The organism is Nitrospinota bacterium, assembly GCA_009873635.1.
Lineage (GTDB): Bacteria > Nitrospinota > Nitrospinia > Nitrospinales > VA-1 > LS-NOB.
Map to the genome: position 1 here is coordinate 27,067 of WAHY01000010.1, position 18,406 is coordinate 45,472.

The 18,406-nt window shown below is 43.0% G+C and carries 16 protein-coding genes, 4 tRNA genes, 1 other RNA gene and 1 pseudogene (1 of these 22 cut by a window edge); 13 read left to right on the forward strand and 9 right to left on the reverse strand.

What is annotated here, in order from left to right; all coding sequences use genetic code 11:
* The 9 genes and pseudogenes from F3741_07645 to F3741_07685 all read right to left on the reverse strand — a co-directional run.
* Nucleotides 1–291, reverse strand: a pseudogene (locus F3741_07645) (ParB/RepB/Spo0J family partition protein) (it extends 648 nt beyond the left edge of the window).
* Nucleotides 288–1,082: a ParA family protein gene (locus tag F3741_07650; GenBank protein MZG30670.1), complete on the reverse strand. Its 795-nt coding sequence runs from the start codon at nucleotides 1,080–1,082 to the stop codon at nucleotides 288–290. The pseudogene F3741_07645 and the gene F3741_07650 overlap by 4 nt, the downstream one beginning before the upstream one ends.
* Nucleotides 1,083–1,349: 267 nt before the next feature.
* The gene (gene rsmG / locus F3741_07655) at nucleotides 1,350–1,991 is read right to left on the reverse strand and encodes a 16S rRNA (guanine(527)-N(7))-methyltransferase RsmG (GenBank protein ID MZG30671.1); all 642 of its coding nucleotides are present in this window, start codon (nucleotides 1,989–1,991) and stop codon (nucleotides 1,350–1,352) included.
* Nucleotides 1,992–2,013: 22 nt separating this feature from the next.
* The gene (locus F3741_07660) at nucleotides 2,014–3,000 is read right to left on the reverse strand and encodes an electron transfer flavoprotein subunit alpha/FixB family protein (protein ID MZG30672.1); all 987 of its coding nucleotides are present in this window, start codon (nucleotides 2,998–3,000) and stop codon (nucleotides 2,014–2,016) included.
* Nucleotides 3,001–3,126: 126 nt separating this feature from the next.
* Nucleotides 3,127–3,315 carry a hypothetical protein gene (locus tag F3741_07665; protein ID MZG30673.1) on the reverse strand — a complete coding sequence of 63 codons (189 nt, stop codon included), beginning with the start codon at nucleotides 3,313–3,315 and terminating at the stop codon, nucleotides 3,127–3,129.
* Between the two features lie 15 nt (nucleotides 3,316–3,330).
* Nucleotides 3,331–4,113: an electron transfer flavoprotein subunit beta/FixA family protein gene (locus tag F3741_07670; protein MZG30674.1), complete on the reverse strand. Its 783-nt coding sequence runs from the start codon at nucleotides 4,111–4,113 to the stop codon at nucleotides 3,331–3,333.
* Between the two features lie 66 nt (nucleotides 4,114–4,179).
* A complete protein-coding gene (locus F3741_07675) occupies nucleotides 4,180–4,365 on the reverse strand; it encodes a DUF134 domain-containing protein (GenBank protein ID MZG30675.1) in 186 nt (61 codons plus the stop codon).
* 97 nt (nucleotides 4,366–4,462) lie between these two features.
* Entirely contained in the window at nucleotides 4,463–4,738 is a 276-nt protein-coding gene (locus F3741_07680) for a hypothetical protein (GenBank protein MZG30676.1), read from the reverse strand.
* Between the two features lie 130 nt (nucleotides 4,739–4,868).
* Nucleotides 4,869–5,081 carry a hypothetical protein gene (locus F3741_07685; protein MZG30677.1) on the reverse strand — a complete coding sequence of 71 codons (213 nt, stop codon included), beginning with the start codon at nucleotides 5,079–5,081 and terminating at the stop codon, nucleotides 4,869–4,871.
* A gap of 443 nt (nucleotides 5,082–5,524) precedes the next feature.
* Here F3741_07685 and dnaA point away from each other — a divergent pair, with 443 nt between their 5' ends.
* The 13 genes from dnaA (at nucleotide 5,525) to dnaX (ending at nucleotide 18,392) form a co-directional block, all read left to right on the forward strand.
* Nucleotides 5,525–6,877, forward strand: coding sequence for a chromosomal replication initiator protein DnaA (gene dnaA / locus F3741_07690; GenBank protein ID MZG30678.1), 1,353 nt, complete (start codon nucleotides 5,525–5,527; stop codon nucleotides 6,875–6,877).
* Between the two features lie 236 nt (nucleotides 6,878–7,113).
* Nucleotides 7,114–9,714, forward strand: coding sequence for a DNA topoisomerase (ATP-hydrolyzing) subunit B (gene gyrB / locus F3741_07695; protein MZG30679.1), 2,601 nt, complete (start codon nucleotides 7,114–7,116; stop codon nucleotides 9,712–9,714).
* An 80-nt stretch (nucleotides 9,715–9,794) separates the two neighbouring features.
* Nucleotides 9,795–12,212 carry a DNA gyrase subunit A gene (gyrA, locus tag F3741_07700; GenBank protein MZG30680.1) on the forward strand — a complete coding sequence of 806 codons (2,418 nt, stop codon included), beginning with the start codon at nucleotides 9,795–9,797 and terminating at the stop codon, nucleotides 12,210–12,212.
* Nucleotides 12,213–12,222: 10 nt separating this feature from the next.
* Nucleotides 12,223–13,047: a tetratricopeptide repeat protein gene (locus F3741_07705; GenBank protein MZG30681.1), complete on the forward strand. Its 825-nt coding sequence runs from the start codon at nucleotides 12,223–12,225 to the stop codon at nucleotides 13,045–13,047.
* On the forward strand, nucleotides 13,047–14,324 hold the full coding sequence (serS, locus tag F3741_07710) for a serine--tRNA ligase (protein ID MZG30682.1): 1,278 nt from the start codon (nucleotides 13,047–13,049) through the stop codon (nucleotides 14,322–14,324). The genes F3741_07705 and serS overlap by 1 nt, the downstream gene beginning before the upstream one ends.
* 78 nt (nucleotides 14,325–14,402) lie before the next feature.
* Nucleotides 14,403–14,488, forward strand: a tRNA-Ser gene (locus F3741_07715).
* Between the two features lie 215 nt (nucleotides 14,489–14,703).
* Nucleotides 14,704–14,795: transfer RNA gene (locus tag F3741_07720), tRNA-Ser, on the forward strand.
* A gap of 54 nt (nucleotides 14,796–14,849) precedes the next feature.
* Nucleotides 14,850–15,440, forward strand: coding sequence for a hypothetical protein (locus F3741_07725; GenBank protein ID MZG30683.1), 591 nt, complete (start codon nucleotides 14,850–14,852; stop codon nucleotides 15,438–15,440).
* A gap of 46 nt (nucleotides 15,441–15,486) precedes the next feature.
* Nucleotides 15,487–15,563: transfer RNA gene (locus F3741_07730), tRNA-Arg, on the forward strand.
* 60 nt (nucleotides 15,564–15,623) lie between these two features.
* On the forward strand, nucleotides 15,624–15,821 hold the full coding sequence (locus tag F3741_07735; GenBank protein MZG30684.1) for a hypothetical protein: 198 nt from the start codon (nucleotides 15,624–15,626) through the stop codon (nucleotides 15,819–15,821).
* A 463-nt stretch (nucleotides 15,822–16,284) separates the two neighbouring features.
* Nucleotides 16,285–16,374 (forward strand) — tRNA-Ser (locus F3741_07740).
* A 145-nt stretch (nucleotides 16,375–16,519) separates the two neighbouring features.
* Nucleotides 16,520–16,617: signal recognition particle sRNA small type (gene ffs, locus F3741_07745), an RNA gene on the forward strand.
* Nucleotides 16,618–16,778: 161 nt separating this feature from the next.
* The gene (dnaX, locus tag F3741_07750; GenBank protein ID MZG30685.1) at nucleotides 16,779–18,392 is read left to right on the forward strand and encodes a DNA polymerase III subunit gamma/tau; all 1,614 of its coding nucleotides are present in this window, start codon (nucleotides 16,779–16,781) and stop codon (nucleotides 18,390–18,392) included.
* Nucleotides 18,393–18,406: the final 14 nt, after the last annotated feature.

An 18,406-nucleotide genomic window follows, 5' to 3' on the forward strand; every position in this document is an offset into this window, starting at 1 on the left:
ACCCGCTTTTTTTGAAGCTCGCCATCGCCTCTCACCCACTACCAACTCATAACCCGATTCTGCTCGTTGCACCACTACCGGCTGCAAAACTCCATTCTCCTTAATAGAGGCTATCAGCTCTTCAAGTTTTTCATCATCAAAATATTTTCTAGGTTGAAAACGATTAGGCGAAATTTCGTCGATCAACAATTCCTTACTATGCATCGTTTCTTGCGCATCTGTTTCAGGAACTCCCATCTCGAAGTCTGGGATCAACGCATTGATACCTTTGCCTAATGCTTTTCTATTCATATCGCAGTGCCAGAAAGCGAAACCTGTTCATCGGTTTTGGAACGTGAAATAATTTCTTTAGCCAATTCCACATAAGCATCCGCACCCCGGGAACGACCTGCATAGAGCATGATGGGCTTGCCATGACTGGGAGCCTCGCTCAAGCGCACATTCCTGGGTATGACCGTTTTCAATAAAAAATCGCTGAAATATTTTTGCACCTGATCTTTCACCTGCGCGGCCAAAAGAGTCCTGGTGTCATACATTGTTAATAAGATACCTTCCACTTTTAAATCCGGGTTGATTGATTTTTTTACCAGCTTTAATGTCTTCAGCAAATGACTCAATCCCTGGAGTGCATAGTATTCACATTGCATGGGTATCAATACAGAGCTGGAAACAGCAAGAGCGTTCAAAGTTAAAAGTCCCAAAGAAGGCGGGCAGTCAATCACCACAAACTCAAATTCTTCACGTACACCATTGAGGGCCGACTTTAAAACTTTTTCCCGCGCTTCCCTTGCGACCAATTCAATTTCGGCACCCGTAAGATCTACCTTGGAAGGAATAATTTTAAGAGTTTCAATTTCGGTGGAGCGTATGACTTGCGCTTGCGGCACCTCACCCATCAAGAGCTCATAAATTCCCTGGGTGTTTTCGTCAATACCCAAACCACTGGAGGCGTTGCCCTGAGGGTCAATATCAATCAGCAACACTTTTTTGCCCGAAAGGGCTATTGATGCTGCCAGATTGATAGCAGTAGTGGTTTTACCCACCCCGCCTTTTTGATTTGCAACGCTTATGATTTTGCCCATGAAACTCCCGGGGAATAGTGCGGCAATCGAACTAAAACTACCATATTTTCAATTCTCTGCCAACATAATTTTGGATTATCAGACCTCTCGGTTCGGTGCCGGTGAGGATGAATTTCTCAGTCGCATGCATTTTTATATAACCGATTGATAATTTTAATCTTCCAGTTGACAGCTTGACATTGTTTCACGTGAAACACCGCTCGGCGTGGGGCCGGTGATTGTGAACCTCCCGGACGGATTTCTTTTTCAGGGTTATATCTATTGCTTCTAGCGGTTCGCCGCCAACTCATAAACCAGCAAGCTTGAGACCAGACCTTTATAACTGGTAATTGGGATATCTTTTTTTATGACCAGGTTTGTACTTTGTTGGCAAGGGGCTTCGTCCGGGGGTTTTTTTACTATGAGCGTTCCGCCTGGTTTCAAAAACCTCTCTCCAAGAGCCAGACATGATTCTAAACTTGTTACAGCTCGGAAAACCACTTTGTCATATCGGTCCTCATGTTCCCCAGACAGATCTTCCGCGCGAGCGTTGATCACCTCGACCCGATCCAGTCCCAGCTCACGGACCACAGTTTCCAGAAAACTGCAACGCTTGCGTTGGCTCTCTACCAGGATCAATGTGATTCCGGGACAAGTAATTTTTAATGGCAGGCCTGGAAAACCGGCACCGCTACCAATGTCCATCACTCTTGAATCGGGGTCCAGCACACGTAAATATTGCAGTGAGTCAAACACATGCTTCTTAAGCATAATGTCCGGGTCTTTGTCTGCTGTAAGATTAATTTTGTCATTCCATTTTACCAATAGGTCTAAAAACTGCTGAATCTTCACATCCGTATCATCCGGAAGTTCTCGATTGATAGATAATCGGGGATCCTGCAGAACTTCTGAAAGGCTGGCCCGCTGCATATTAAAAAGAAGAAAGTATTATTCAGGAAGCGAGAATCTTTTTAAATTCCCGGGTGAGAGCAGGTACCACTTTTAGCGCATCACCGACAATTCCATAGTCAGCGACGGAAAAAATAGCGGCATTGGGATCGGAGTTGATGGCCACAATACATCTTGAAGAAGACATTCCTGCCAGATGCTGCACAGCACCGGAGATGCCACAGGCAATATAAAGGTCGGGGGAAACGGTTCTGCCAGTCTGGCCGACCTGATTGGAATATTCACGCCATCCATTATCAACCACCGGCCTGCTTGCACCCACCGCGCCATTCAAGACATCGGCAAGTTCTTCCAATAAACCAAAATTTTCTGGTCCCTGCATACCCAGTCCACCTGACACCACGATGCGGGCTTCCGTGATGTCCATTTTCGAGCCGACCTGTTTGACCAGTTCACGGGCCCTTTTAGAAAATTCCGGTAATTGGATTTCCTCCTCAACAATATCACCTTGCCGCTCAGTTTGAGGACTACGAAAAACATTTGGCCTTAAAGAAACAATATAAGGTCTATTCCCGCTAAAGCTGATCGTAGAATGTGCCTTGCCAGAAGAAACAGGCCGCACCGCTTCTACATCCCCTTCCCCATTGACAGAAAGGGATATGCAATCGGTCGCCACCCCTACTCCCAGTTGAGCAGAAAGAACTGCTGATAATTCTTTGCCATTATTGCTGGCAGGCATGAACAAAAAATCAAACGGAGATTTTTCATGTTGCTGCAATAGAACCGAAGAATAATTTTCATGAATATAGTTTTGCAGATCTGGATGAATAAGAAATCGTACTTCATCAGCACCATGCTTAATAAACGACTCAGGATTTAAATCCTTAGAATGACTACAACATAAGGCAATAACTTTTCCTGAGATCTGATCCGCAAGTTTTCTGGCTGCGGCAAGAACCTCTAAAGATACCGGCTTAATGTTACCCTGGTCATGTTCAACAACCACTCCCAATATCCTGTTATCACTCACTAAAAAAACTCCTGCATAAAAAATTTATCCGCCTTGATATCAACCCAACAATAAAAACCATATTTGCCCGTATGGGCTCATATTAATCAAAGCCTTTCAGAATAGATGGAAATCTTCACAGAATGGTCAATATTTACCGGGGGGCCGAAACAGGGGCAGATCCAAAATCCATTCTATCTCCCAGATTTCACCAATGGTTCCAAGTCCAAGAAGAAAAACATACAAAACCAGGAGACCGATTCCAATTTGCCCCTTGTATTTCTGTGCAAGGCCTTTTATCCCTGTATCATCAGGGGTGGAGGAATTTTCATTCATAGGATAGATAAAAAATTATATGATTTTCTCTTCTTCCCGCAAAAGACGCGTCAGTTCTTGACTGATCTCTTCATCAGTACCTTGAAGAATTATTCCCTTTTTTCGTTCCGGGGGCAAGCATAGATTTTTCTCAATCACACGCTTGTCGCCAATTTCAAGCGTTTCAAAATCCAGATCCGTTGCAGAAACTGTTAAAACCTCTTTTTTCTTAGCAGCCATTATACCTTTAAGCGAAGGCAGTCGCGGTTCATTCAATCCTTTTTGGCAAGTGAGTAAAAGTGGAAGAGGCAACTCACGAACCTCACTACCCCCTTCAACCTGCCGGGTAATTTTTGCATGTTTAAAATCATCGGAGAACTCCATGCCGGTCACAACCGTAATAAAAGGTATGCCAAGAAGTGTTGCCAGGGCCGGACCAGTCTGGGCCTGGTCAAGGTCGACAGCCTGCCGTCCACAGAGAATCAGATCGTAAGGAATTTTTTCAATACTGCGAACCAGTAATCTAGCAAGAGAATAAGAATCCAGCTGTTCAAATTTTTCATCCATCAAATGAACAGCCTTGTCGGCCCCCATGGCAAGAGCCTTTTTTATGGAGTCTTTAAATCCCTCTGGGCCCAGAGATAAAATTGTGATTTCAGTATCAGGTTTTTTTTCCTTGATACGGACAGCTTCTTCAATCGCAAACTCATCATAAGGATTAATAATGCGGGGGCTTCCGGGAGAAACCACCTGTCCATTTTCAATCTGTATTTGAGCCGCTGTGTCCAGCACCTGTTTGACACAAACAATGATCTTCATACTTGTACCAAAATTAAAGTTAAAGGGATATTATCTCAGAGGAAACCAATTTGCAAAACACTTAGTTTATGTTAAAGCCTGACTGATTTTTTTCAGAGCCGCCTTGATATGATCCGAAATTGCCTGGCTGCTTATTTTCATTATTCGCGCCGCAAGTTTTTTACTAAGCCCTCCATAAAAAACCAGCGACACGGCCATCAGTTGCCGGTCCGTTAATCCCATGCCTTCAAGATTGATCGGCTCTTCTTTCAAATAAGAATATTTTGAACCTAGAAGATAATCATGCCACGCAACACCAAAGTTTTGAGCATTACGAATAATCTCCAGTTAATCAAGGTGCTCCATGTTATCAGACAAGGACCCAGACATATCTATTTTCCCCGGCGTTCAGCGCACCAACAATTTGATTTACAGACTTTGCAAGCTCGTTCAATTGTTTAAAGATTCTGATTATCAAAGCTTCATTTTTTTCGAAGGCAACATAAAAAGCTTTTAAGTCTACATACTGCTCTAAAAAATATTTTTGATCGTCCTGTCTTATTCGATCAATGTCACGAAGCAAACCTTCGATATCTTCAATATTTTTCTTAAAATCGCTAAATCGCAGGAGGTTATCTGCCAACATCCAACGCAATAACCATCCTATCGTTCCAACTACAAATAATAGTAATAGCGTGATTCAGGGGGTTAAAGCTCGGAATAATTCAAGATTCATACTTTTGATCTCATAATAGTGTTGTAGGATTGACCCATTGTTAACCCGCATGGGCAAAATTTATATTCTTCACGACTTCATGAACAATACTTTTCTGGGTTTGGCTGACCCCAATACGTAAAGTAGAAAGACCCATAGCTTCCAGAATGTTGATGATTTGTTCACCATTTAAAAACTCTTTCAGTGTTAAGTCGCCGGTGAATTGATGAATTAAAGACCACCAGGAAAGAAATAATATACGTTTTTTAGCCATTCAACCAACTCATTCACATCTGCCCTCATCAAATAAATTAATTTTTTTCGGTTGCTTACCAATTGGAAGGAGGAAAGGCTTGATAAGTAAATAAGTAATTATGGGCTAACTTTAAGTCAACGAACTAATATCCGTTTTTCCCGAAATATTTTTTTCCAGAGTTAGACTTTAGAGTCAGCCTCTTAAACTATGTAAAAAAGAACAAGGTATAAAGCTCCTAAACCACTAGAAAAACATGTCTTTTATTATTAAAAAGTTAAGTAATCAAAAAAGGGTAGTTAAAAATACTGAAGGAATAAAAATGTTTGAAATGAAAACTTTTGTTAATGCTGGAGTTGGAAAGCTTTTGTTTGAACCTGAGCTTTTGAGGTTGCTTTAAGCACTCTTCTTTTATATATTGGGTGCCGATTTCCCCCCACAACTCATTATCTGTTTCCAAAATTATGGAAGTTAAAGAAGCCCTTTGGAAAAAGTGTCTAGAAAAGATTGAGGAGCAAATACTCCCGGAAAACTACACCACCTGGTTTTCCCCAACATATCCGAGAGCCTTTGATGAAGGCTTAATGACAATTGCGGTTCCAAACCAGTTTTATAGAAAGTGTCTGATAGAAAATTACAGGGACCTGATTGAAACCACTTTAAAATCTGTAGCGGAAAAATCTATCTTAGTAGATTTTTGTATAGAGTCTGAAATATTAGCCCAAACGGAACATATCAATGAGGCGCCTGAAGTGCCTGTAACAGAACCCATTGAAAGTTCAATATCTTCGGTTTCGTCCTCTCTCAATCCTAAATATGATTTTTCTAATTTTGTCGTCGGTTCCAGCAACCAGTTTGCTCATGCTGCTGCTTTAGCGGTCGCTTCACATCCGGCCATGGCCTACAACCCCTTATTTTTATATGGGGCCGTTGGGTTGGGTAAGACTCATCTATTGCACGCGATAGGCAATAAAATTCGTGAAAATAATCCTGATTCTCGGGTTCGTTATATCTCTGCAGAGAGTTTTACCGTAGATCTTATAGAATCTATTAAAAGAGATAAGATGCCGTCTTTCCGAAAAAGATATCGGCCTTTAGATGTTTTACTTGTTGATGATATCCAGTTTATTGCTGGAAAAGAAAGAACACAGGAAGAGTTTTTTTATACCTTCAATGCACTATACGAATCCCACAAGCAACTTGTTATTTCAAGCGACAGATACCCTAAAGACATTCACAACATGGAAGAGCGGTTGAGATCCAGGTTCGAATCCGGGCTTGTAGCTGATATTAACCCCCCGGACTTGGAAACGAAAGTTGCTATTCTGTACAAAAAAGCTGATTTCCATAAGAAAACGATCCCACAGGACGTTGCGATCTTTATAGCAGGAAACATAAAGTCCAATATCAGGGAATTAGAAGGGTTTTTGCTGAGAGTGATAGCATATTCATCCTTTACACATCGTAAACTTGATTTAGAGCTCACAGAGGAAGTTTTAAAGGATTTTACTCTGGATAAAAATAAGCATTTTACAATCTCAAATATCATCAAATTTGTTGCCGCATATTACGGACTCAAGGTCTCAGATATAAAATCAAAAAGGCGCACCCGGGACATTTCCATACCCCGTCAGATAGCCATGTTTTTGTGTCGGGAACACACCAAATCTTCTCTTCCTGAAATTGGTCGCCAGTTTGGCGGCAAAGATCACACAACGGTAATTTTCTCTCACAAAAAGATATCCAAATTAATCAAAGAAAACAAAGAGTTAGAGACCTCCATCCAGGAAATAATAAACCTGATCGAAAAAGGATAACCTGTCTAAAACATGTTAAAAAAACCTGAAAAAAAAAGGCAAAATAAGGTATAATTGAGCGAGTAAAAATTTCCCCCACCTTTACTCAAAAAAACACATTTTTTACAACGGTTTCTTCTTTAAACTCTGCCTTTAAAATTGAAAACTTAGCTGGCTTTTCCACATACTTATAGGCTCTACAACTACAACAAAATATATATAGAAAATTTTCTTATCAAGTAACTATTAAAACATTTATGAACACTCCTCAAAAAACAACTTACGACTCCTCTAATATAAAAATATTGGAGGGACTAGAAGCCGTTAGAAAAAGACCGGCAATGTATATAGGTGGGACAGGTATAGATGGTTTGCATCACCTGATTTTTGAGCTTGTTGATAATAGTGTAGATGAAGCAATCGCTGGGTTTTGTTCTGAAATTGAAGTTATCTTACATATTGATGGAACGGTTACTGTTGGTGATAACGGACGCGGTATTCCTGTTGATATGCATTCGGATAGAAAAATCTCGGCGGCAGAAGTGGTTATGACGGTTCTTCATGCTGGAGGTAAGTTTGATAAAGATACGTATAAAGTATCAGCAGGTTTACATGGTGTTGGGGTATCTGTTGTTAATGCTTTATCTGAGATATTGAAACTGGAAATTAAGAAAGATGGAAAAGTTTATACTCAAGAGTATTGCAAGGGAAATCCAACCACCAAATTAGAAATAGTAGGTAAAACGAGTTCTTCCGGGACAAAGATAGTTTTTAAACCAGACTCTGAAATTTTTGAAGAATTGATTTTCAGTTTTGAGGTTTTATCTAACAGGCTTCGTGAGCTGGCTTTTCTAAATAAAGGTGTGAAAATTCATATCCATGATGAAAGGGATGGCAAGGATAATGAATTTTTATTCGAAGGGGGAATACGTTCCTTTATCGAACATCTTGGAAAAAAGAAGAAAATTATTCATCCAGATCCCATTTATATCGAACGGAGCAAGGACGATTGCGATTTAGAGCTAGCACTTCAGTATAACGATAGTTACACGGAAGAAGTTTTCACATTTGTCAATAATGTTAACACCAGGGATGGTGGAACACATTTAAGTGGATTCAAGTCGGCTCTTACGAGAACAATCAATAGTTATGCCACCCAGAATAATTTACTGAAAAACACCGGCGTTACACTGACCGGGGATGATGCCAGGGAAGGACTGATCCTTGTTTTGAGCATAAAAATACCGGAACCGCAATTTGAAGGCCAGACAAAAGGGAAACTCGGTAACACAGACGTAAAAGGAGTTGTTGAACAGATTGTCAATGAAAAATTAGGCCAGTTTTTTGAAGAACAGCCTGCGACAGCCAAAAAAATAGTTGCGAAGGTTATCAGTGCGGCACAGGCCCGCGAAGCAGCTAAAAAGGCAAAGGATCTGGTTAGAAGAAAAAGCGCGTTGGAGGTTAGTGCTCTACCGGGAAAACTGGCAGATTGTTCCGAAAAAGACCCGGCTTTATCTGAACTCTATATTGTAGAGGGAGACTCGGCTGGAGGTACCGCCAAGCAGGGCCGTGACAGAAGGTTTCAAGCAATTTTACCAATGAGAGGAAAGATCCTCAACGTTGAGAAAGCTCGTACTGAGAAAATGATCGGTAGCGAGCAGATCCGAACCCTGATTACAGCATTGGGGACAGGTATTGGAAGCGACTTTAAGATAGAAAATCTCCGTTATCATAAAATTATCATAATGACGGATGCGGATGTTGACGGAGCGCACATCAGGACACTGCTCCTAACCTTTTTCTTCCGTCAAATGCCCCAATTAATTGAAAAAGGATATTTATACATCGCCCAGCCCCCGCTTTATAAAGTGAAAAAGGGTAAAAAAGAAAACTACTTAAAGGATGAAAAGTTTCTATTTAAGTTCTTGATGGAGCAGGGAACAGAAAAACTTGAAATTACCACTCAAAAGAATGGTCATAAAATTTCAGGGTTGGAGCTGAATCAGCTCATAAACAATTTATATAAATTCGAAGAATGTTTTGAGCAGGTCGTAAAAAATAATATTCCGCAATCTGTCTTGAATGTATTGATAGGGCTGAGTTTTAAAAATGAGGCCTTCAAGAGTCTGGAACAAGTCATGCAAATAGTCATTCAGATTCTGGATGCGTTGATTGATGATGAAAACAGGAATAAATACGAATACAAGTCGCAGCACCTTAATGTCCCGGTCGAGTTTGATAAAAGCATCGACCTCAACATAGAAAAAGAAAATCGATTAAAAGAGTTTTTGGTAGAAGTCAACAGGGACAAACCCGCAGAAGTCTGTGCCAGAACATCTCATGGCTTTAAAAAGATCGACTTAAACCAGGAATTAAAAGATGTGTTTTTCCGGTTGGAGTTTGACTCAGAAACCGCACAGTACGAAATCTTGATGTTTGGCTCAAACAATGGAAGGGATTTTCAGATAAAGTTTAATGTGGAGTTTATGGAGTCCGTAATTTTCCAGAATATTCTGGAAGTGTACGAGCCTATCCGGGAGAACGACCATCCACCTTTTATTTTAAACAACAATGGTGAAAGCATTACCGTAGACTCTAAACATGATTTGCTGCGGGCAGTTTTAAGCATGGCTAAGAAAGGCATATACATTCAACGCTATAAAGGCCTTGGCGAAATGAACGCCGAACAGTTGTGGGAAACAACAATGGATCCGGAAGTTAGAATACTTCTAGAAGTCAGGGCCGACGACCTGGTTGCGTCTGAAGATTTATTCACCGTGTTAATGGGTGAAGAAGTAGAACCTCGACGAGAATTCATTCAGAAAAACGCGTTGCAGGCACGAAATGTAGATGTTTGATATACAGCCTATGGCTGTTTTCCTTTTTGACCACTGCGCCAACACCACTTTTTAGAATTCATACACTGAAAGGTATTTGAATGCCAGAAACGATCGAACCGATCAATATAGATGATGAAATGAAAAACTCGTACCTTGATTACGCAATGAGCGTAATCATTGGACGTGCCCTGCCAGATGTTCGAGACGGGTTGAAACCAGTACACCGCCGTGCTCTGTACGCGATGCATGAAACCGGTAATGCCTGGAACAAACCCTACAAAAAATCGGCGCGTATTGTTGGTGATGTAATGGGTAAATATCATCCTCACGGAGATCAGGCAATATACGACACGATTGTTCGGCTGGCACAGGAGTTTTCTCAAAGGTATCCACTGATTGATGGTCAGGGGAACTTTGGTTCTATAGATGGTGATTCCGCCGCCGCCATGCGTTATACAGAAATCCGTATGGAGGAAATCACCGGGGAATTACTCCGGGACCTGGATAAAAACACAGTCCAATTCATTCCCAATTATGATGATTCATTGGAAGAACCTTCCGTCCTTCCGGCGAGCTTTCCTCAACTGTTGGTTAATGGTTCGTCAGGAATAGCTGTAGGCATGGCGACTAATATTCCTCCGCATAACCTGGGGGAGGTTATAGATGCCACCGTTCACGTTGTTGATAACCCTGATTGTACTGTTGAAGATTTGATTGCGCTTATGCCCGGCCCCGATTTTCCCACCCGGGGAATCATACAGGGAAGAAACGGCATTCAGGCGGCTTATAAAACCGGCAAAGGAATCATCAGGGTTCGGGGTCGTGCAGAAATTGAAACCATGGAGAAGGGCGACCGGGAGCGCATAATTATTAACGAATTGCCATATCAGGTAAACAAAGCGAAATTTGTAGAAAAAATCGCTGAACTGGTGCGAGATAAAAGGTTGGATGGGGTATCGGACCTGAGAGACGAATCTGACCGGGATGGAATCCGCGTAGTGGTTGAGCTGAAAAAGGGCACTGTGGGTCAAGTGGTTTTAAACTCCCTTTATAAAAACACCCAACTTCAAGATACCTTCGGGGTCATCCTGCTGGCACTGGTAAATCAACAACCCAGAATTCTTAACCTGAAAGAGTTTTTACACCACTTCATTCTCTTCCGTAAAGAAGTGGTAACCAGAAGAACGGAGTTTGATCTAAAGAAGGCCCGGGAAAAAGAACACATACTCGAGGGACTGGCCACCGCGCTGGATAATCTGGATGCTGTCGTCCAGCTCATTCGCGATGCTGACGACCCAGTCACCGCCCGTGATGGATTGATGGCAGAGTTTGGCCTGTCAGAAATCCAAGCCAAGGCGATTCTTGAAATGCGTTTGCAACGCCTCACAGGATTAGAACGGAAAAAAATAATAGAAGACCTGGAGGATACCCGCAAACTGATCAAAGAACTTTTGGAAATACTGGCCCATGAAGAAATCAAACTCAGAATAATTAAAGAAGAGTTGATAGAAATTAAAAACAAGTACGGCAATGAAAGACGAACAGAAATTGCCGATACGGATGAAGGCGATTTGGTAATTGAAGACCTCATTGCGGATGAGGATGCTGTGGTCGTTTATACACGCAGTGGATACATCAAACGCCAAACGGTCGATAATTACAGAGCGCAAAGAAGAGGCGGCAAGGGTATCAGGGGCATGAACCTCAAGGAAGAAGATGTTGTTGAAAAACTTTTCATTGCCTCAACACTGAGCCACCTCCTGGTGTTTACCAGTATTGGAAAGATTCATGCCTTGAGGGTTTACTCCATTCCCGAAGTGAGCCGGATTGCCAAGGGAAAATCCATTGCAAACCTTTTGCGGCTCCAGCCTGGAGAATCTATCGCCAGCATTCTTTCCCTAAGGGAATTTGAAGAGGATAAATTTGTAATGGTAGCCACAGAGCGTGGTATCGTTAAAAAAACATCTTTAATGGCATACAGAAAACCCAGGCAGGGGGGAATTATCGGGCTGACCATTGATGAGGGAGACCGTGTGATTGCCGCTGAGTTGTGTGATGGAAAAAGTGATATTTTGCTTGCCACCGAAAAAGGATTTTCCATTCGTTTTAATGAGGAAGAAGTGCGCCCCATAGGACGCACAGGTAGAGGGGTTCGAGGGATACGACTTAAAAAAGATGACCGTGTGGTGGGTGCGGAAATTGTTCAAGATGGCAATAAACTCCTTACAGTTACCTCAAATGGTTATGGCAAAAGAACACCGTTGGAAGAATATCCCCAGCAAGGCAGGGGCGGAATGGGTGTTATGACGATTCGTTGTAACGAAAAAATAGGAAGCGTGGTGGGTGTGCAACAAGTTGATGAGCAAGATCAACTTTTGGTCATCACTTCTGATGGTAATATTGTTCGTATGCGGGTTAGCGAAATATCCTTGATAGGTAGAAATACCCAGGGAGTTCGCCTGGTAGGTACCGGTCAAGACAACCAGGTTGTCAGCATAGAAAAACTGGTTGAATAATACTTTCCTTATGGATGTAACCACTCCCAGGAGCACTAACCTGAAGGGTTGGAGCAAACTGAGCGCAGGCATTTTTCTTCTGGCATGGGTTTTCTCTGTTTCCTGCTCGGAACAGATGGATCCTCTACTTCAGAAGGCTAATGAAGAGTGGATTGAAGGCAGAAACCATAGCGCTATTGAGATGTTTAATGAGGTGTTGAAAAAACATCCCAGCGGACCGTTAGCGGAAGAAGCCCTGTTTCGACTCGGAGAAATACATCATTTCAGCCTGAATAACAGTTCACGGTCTCTGGTTTATTTTCAGGAAGTCCTGCAAATGAATCGAGATGGGGAGTTTGCGTATCCGGCGCAAAAATACATTGCGGAAATCGCTGAGTTTGGATTGAAAGATTACGATCAGGCCATCATTGAATACCAGAATTTAATCAATCAATATGCTAATAAAAACGGAAACGATGACCATCAATATCGAATAGCCTCTATCTATTATAAAAAACAAAACTATGAGCAGGCCCTTGTAGAGCTGGAAATTTTGCTGGAAAACTATCCTAAAAGTTCCTGGGCGGAAGAATCTAAATTTAAAATAATAGAAATTCTTTATGCGTTAAGCCGCTGCCCCGAAGCGAGGGAAAAGTATCGGCATTTTAATCTGGAATATTCAGAAAGCCGCTTCAAAGAAGATATGGATTTTGTTGTCGCCTCTTGCCTGGAAGAAGAAGGACACCTGCAAGAGGCTTATAACCGGTTTAAAGCTCTGGAAGGTCAATATGTCTACCCTGCCATACTTAAAATGAAACTCGTTGGCATTGAAAAAAGGATGAAAAAGCAACGCTGATGCTTGATATAAAAATCATTCGCGAAAATCCCGAAGCTGTTAAAACCAGCCTCAAACGCAGAGGCGGTGACTTTAAGGAACTGGATGAACTGCTCAAACCTGAAGAAGACAGGAGGGCGGGACTTCAAGAGTCGGAATCATTAAAAAACAGGAAAAAGAAACTTTCGGCTGAGGTAGGGAAACTTAAACAAAATGGACAAGACGCTTCACAACTTATGGAAGAGGTCAAGGCCATCAATGTTTCTATAAAAGAGCTGGACGATAAAATCCAATCCTGGGAAACACAGGTACAGGAAAAACTGCTTGGTATCCCAAATATTCCTGACGACACAATTCCCGATGGTGCGGATGAAACCGCTAACCGAATGGTGCGTGACTGGGGAACGAAACCGCAGTTTTCTTTCAAACCAAAAAGCCATGTTGAAATCGGGGAACAACTTGGACTGATAGATTTAAAAAGGGCGGCAAAAATCTCCGGCGCCCGCTTTGCTGTTTACAAAGGACAAGGGGCAGGGCTGTTGCGGGCTTTGATTAATTTCATGATCGATGTGCAGACTCGCGAAAATGGTTATCAAGAATTGTATCCACCTTTCCTGGTTAATAAAGAAAGTATGCAAGGTACAGGGCAACTGCCCAAGTTTGAGGAAGAGTTGTTCGCTACACGCGATGACCCTTTGTATCTCATCCCGACAGCCGAAGTTCCTGTGACAAACTTTCACCGTGATGAAATACTGGAAGAGGAATCGCTGCCAATCTGTTATGCCGCTTACACTCCTTGTTTCAGAAGAGAAGCGGGATCTTATGGAAAAGATACGCAAGGGTTGATTCGGCAGCACCAGTTTGACAAGGTCGAGCTGGTTAAATTCAGTCGTCCCCGGGAATCAGAAGCAGAGCTCGAAAGTCTGGTTACGAACGCGGAGTCTATTCTTCAAAAACTTGATCTGCATTATCGGGTCGTGGAGCTTTGTACGGGTGACCTGGGTTTTTCCGCCGCTAAAACTTATGATCTGGAAGTATGGCTTCCCAGTCAGGATACTTATCGTGAAATTTCATCCTGTAGTAATTTTACCGACTATCAGGCCCGACGTGCCCGGATTCGCTGTAAAAAACGTACAGGCGGTAAACCTGAATTCGTGCATACCTTGAATGGGTCCGGCCTGGCCGCGGGCAGATTGTTTGTAGCTCTTCTCGAAAATCATCAACAGGAAGACGGAACCGTAAACGTGCCGGAAGCCTTGCGGCCTTATTTGCATGGTCAGGAAGCTATAAAGCTATAAAGCATTGACTTAAAACTGGAAACAGTCGCTTGACATTTTCCCGCAAGTAGATAAATATAGCCGGGTTCACGATATAATGGAGGGATGGCCGAGTGGTTTAAGGCGGCGGTCTTGAAAACCGTTGTACGAAAGTACCGTGGGTTCGAATCCTACTCCCTCCGCCACCCACTTGCGTGGGGGGCAGTTAGCTATAGCTCATCAGTACCATATAAGGGATGAGCGTAGGAAAAGGATATAGCGTTTTATTTGTGGAAGTTATTTTTCCCACTTGAGTGGGATGCCACTTACAATGATCGCTGGTCAAAATGCTCACTTGGGTGAGGGCAAATAACAAGTCCGATCAAGCTTTGTAGTTTGCTGGCAGGGTAAAATATAAAACGGAGAGGTGGCCGAGCTGGCTTAAGGCGCACGCCTGCTAAGTGTGTGTAGGCTTATCCCCTACCGAGGGTTCGAATCCCTCCCTCTCCGCCACCCACTTGCGTGGGGGGCAGATAGCATTGGGCCTATATACTAAAAGGACAAACTTTGAAACAACTAATTAAATATATAGCCGTACTGGTATTGGTCACAGGTTGTACTTATGAGAGCAAGGAAGATATTGCCAACCTGGAGAAGAAGGACATTAGCAAACTGAATGTTTCCCAATTCGAGGGGTCGCGGTCGAAAACCCCGCCAATGCAGGCTGATTTGGATAGCCCACTACCTGAAGACGGAAGTCACCCCAATGTTCAGGAAGCGGTAAAAATCGAACGGAAAATTGTTGTACCCGATGAATCAGAGGGCAAGTGGAAAGCGGTCAAGCTTCTGATCAAGAACAAAAAAGACGAAGCACGCAATGAAATGAAAACCGTTAACCTGGGTTCCAAATTTGAATTGGAAGACTCAGGCATCAATGTCACGGTGGGACCGTTTCTACCTAATTTTGTGATGAGCAAGGGTGCTTATACATCCAAAGGCAATGACTTGATCAATCCGGCTGTTCAATTAGTGGTTGAACAAAACGGCAAGACCCTTTATACAGGGTGGGCATTTGCGAAATATCCCACAATGTATGCGTTTGAGCATGAAGATTTTGCTCTGCAATTAATAGATTATATACCTGTAGACGTATCCTGATCTGCTCGCTACAGGAGCGGAGTCACTCCGCTTAAAACCCAATTATGCGCCCATGGCTCAGCTGGATAGAGCGACGGTTTGCGGTACCGTAGGTCGCAGGTTCGAGTCCTGCTGGGCGCGCCAGTTTTCGGGGAGAGGGCATGCTCTCCCCCAAGTTTAAAATAAACCAGGGAAAAGTTTTTTATGGCTAAAAGAGAGAAACGGCCGAAGATGGTTTTTCAAAAGTTTTTAAAGGACAACCAACAACGAATGTCAAATTACTTGAGTCGTGTTGAAGCTTCCGAAAAGTATGAACGGGAACCCTGGATGTTAGGATCCGATCCTGAAAAAATCGTCACCCCTGAAACCATTGTTGAACTCAATCAATTGGGAGACGGTTAAGAACATTACGCTCCGACTCAAATAACCATAACTTTAGTTGAGAAACGGGTTTAAATTCATCCTGAATGTTATGACCATCGGTTGGCTCATTGGGGTCGCTATGATCTATTATTATTCAGGTGGAATGGGCCCGGGTATTTATATGAGCGGTGTCATGGTAGGTTTGACCTGGGCGGTCTGGTATTTCATGGATTGATATTTGCAGGAACTCTTTAGTTTTCAGTCAGATTCGAAAACAAAAGGTTTGAGAGTTTTTAGATTGGAATTGACCTTGAATCTCAAGGTGGATGAAACTAGAATACTGCACGCTTTGATTGTGGTCGGGACCAACGTCGAATAAGCGGACGTGTTCTCGGCCTTTTTTGTTAGAATAGCCCTTAACAGGGCAGGTAAATTATCAATCCTGCAGAGAAAACTATTGTTTGCAAGGTAGGGTGATTGCTCGTTGGCCCTGCGCCTGACAGGAGAGGTGGCCGAGCGGTTTAAGGCGCACGCTTGGAAAGCGTGTGTAGGTTGACCCCTACCGAGGGTTCGAATCCCTCCCTCTCCGCCACCCACTTGCGTGGGAGGCAGTTAGTATTGATCTTACGGTTTGCTAAACTGCTGGTTGCAAGATAAATTATTGCAAATCACCAGCGGAGGTACTCCGCTTGGTTGAATAGAGTTTCTGAGTCCAGTGTCACGCTGGTTGGCAGTTTTGTTGGGCCTCACGCAACATAGCTTTGTGAAACCCGTCAGGTCCGGAAGGAAGCAGCGGTAGCAAAATACTATGTGTGCTGTGAGTTCCCCAACAATTCTGCCTTTTACGATATAATCCAGAATGGGGAAACCACCCCGGCCCTTTGCGGTACGCCCTTCATTTGATTTCATGCCCCGAAGGGGTGCTTCATAAAGAGGGGTCCCGTTAAACATTGCCGGCGATCAGTGCTCGCAGGCAAATCATTGATGTATTGAACAATGGATTTTCAAGTCTCAGCCCGAAAATGGCGTCCCCAAAAATTTAATGAACTGGTTGGGCAGGAACACATTGTCCGTACCCTTTCAAATGCTATTGAGCTGAACCGTGTTTCGCATGCGTTTTTATTTTCCGGAACAAGGGGTGTCGGTAAAACAACCATGGCGAGGATTCTGGCACGGGTCCTCAATTGTGAAAAGGGTCCGACCATAGAGCCTTGCGGAACCTGTAGTTTGTGCGTCGAAATTACAGAAGGCCATTGTATTGATGTCCAGGAAATTGATGGTGCCTCAAATAATGGAGTGGCTGAAGTTCGTGATCTCATCGACAATGTGCAATACGCCACATCTTCCGCCCGTTACAAAGTTTATATAATCGATGAAGTTCACATGCTTTCAAAAAGCGCGTTCAATGCTTTGTTGAAAACACTGGAAGAACCACCTCCACGCGTTATATTTATTTTTGCTACCACCGAGTTGATTAAAATTCCTGAAACGATTCTTTCTCGTTGCCAGTGTTTTGAGTTCAAACCGTTGTCTAATGCCCAAATCACAAAACAACTGGAACTGATTTGCGGACAGGAAGGAATAGAAATTGACGCAAAAGGTTTGGATGAGATTTCAAAAGTAGGCGCAGGCAGTATGCGTGACGCGCAAAGCCTGCTGGATCAGGTTATCGCATACAGCGGTAAAACAATTGATGCTGATTCGGTGGAGTCGGTGCTGGGTATTGTTGGGGGAACCACTCTGGAACTTTTTGCTGATCGTCTTATCAAAAGAGAACCTGCCGAATTGATCAGCCTGGTACAGGAAGTTGCCAACCAGGGTAAGGACCTGGGACTTTTCTGCCGCAGCGTGATGGAATATTTAAGGAACCTGTTGATGGTCAAAGTTTCCCGCAACCCGGAAAAGCTGTTAAACACCCATACCTGCAATTTGGATGTTTTGAAAAAACAAGCCGAAGGTTTTCATGTCGATGAGTTACAGCAAATGTTTACCATTCTTTCCCGGACGGAAGCAGAGATGAAACAAAGTTCGTTGGGGCAGATGGTTTTTGAAATGGCTATTTTAAGGTTGACGGAAACAAGGCCGTTTAAAAATATTGATGACCTTATTAACAAGATTAATCAGGCGGAAGGTGAAGTACAACCCGCCCAACATACAGTAACAACGGTTGCGCCGGTGCCGCAAAATAATTCCTCGCCCGTGAAGAGCGCTCCGACTGCTCCGCAACCTGAAAATGGTTCTTACGACTCTAAGGTTTGGGACAAGGTCCGCCAGGAAGTATCACGCAAAAGGCCCGCGTTTGAACATTATCTGGATAAATGCAAGGTGCTTGCGCTTGACGATAAAGAAGTTCAATTGATGTTCGGAGATTCTTTCACTCTTGAAATGGTTGAGAGCGCGGAAAATATACAGTTCATAAAAGATATAATCAAGTCCGTCAGTGGTAACGAAGTTCAGGTAGTTTTGAAACTGGGCGAGGCCAAACCTGTTTCTTCATCAAGTCAACAGGAAAAAAAAAATTTAGTTGATGAAAACCAGGGTAGGCAGAAAACGGAATCGGAAATCATTCAAGACGCTCTGGATATTTTTGGGGGCACGGTAGTGAAGTGAGAAACAATAACAGG

Coding starts and splice junctions, on each gene's coding strand:
- F3741_07650 (MZG30670.1), bottom strand. CDS start 1,082: ATGGGCAAAATCATAAGCGTTGCAAATCAAAAAGGCGGGGTGGGTAAA.
- rsmG (MZG30671.1), bottom strand. CDS start 1,991: ATGCAGCGGGCCAGCCTTTCAGAAGTTCTGCAGGATCCCCGATTATCT.
- F3741_07665 (MZG30673.1), bottom strand. CDS start 3,315: ATGAATGAAAATTCCTCCACCCCTGATGATACAGGGATAAAAGGCCTT.
- F3741_07670 (MZG30674.1), bottom strand. CDS start 4,113: ATGAAGATCATTGTTTGTGTCAAACAGGTGCTGGACACAGCGGCTCAA.
- F3741_07680 (MZG30676.1), bottom strand. CDS start 4,738: ATGTTGGCAGATAACCTCCTGCGATTTAGCGATTTTAAGAAAAATATT.
- F3741_07685 (MZG30677.1), bottom strand. CDS start 5,081: ATGGCTAAAAAACGTATATTATTTCTTTCCTGGTGGTCTTTAATTCAT.
- dnaA (MZG30678.1), top strand. CDS start 5,525: ATGGAAGTTAAAGAAGCCCTTTGGAAAAAGTGTCTAGAAAAGATTGAG.
- gyrB (MZG30679.1), top strand. CDS start 7,114: ATGAACACTCCTCAAAAAACAACTTACGACTCCTCTAATATAAAAATA.
- gyrA (MZG30680.1), top strand. CDS start 9,795: ATGCCAGAAACGATCGAACCGATCAATATAGATGATGAAATGAAAAAC.
- F3741_07705 (MZG30681.1), top strand. CDS start 12,223: ATGGATGTAACCACTCCCAGGAGCACTAACCTGAAGGGTTGGAGCAAA.
- serS (MZG30682.1), top strand. CDS start 13,047: ATGCTTGATATAAAAATCATTCGCGAAAATCCCGAAGCTGTTAAAACC.
- F3741_07735 (MZG30684.1), top strand. CDS start 15,624: ATGGCTAAAAGAGAGAAACGGCCGAAGATGGTTTTTCAAAAGTTTTTA.
- dnaX (MZG30685.1), top strand. CDS start 16,779: ATGGATTTTCAAGTCTCAGCCCGAAAATGGCGTCCCCAAAAATTTAAT.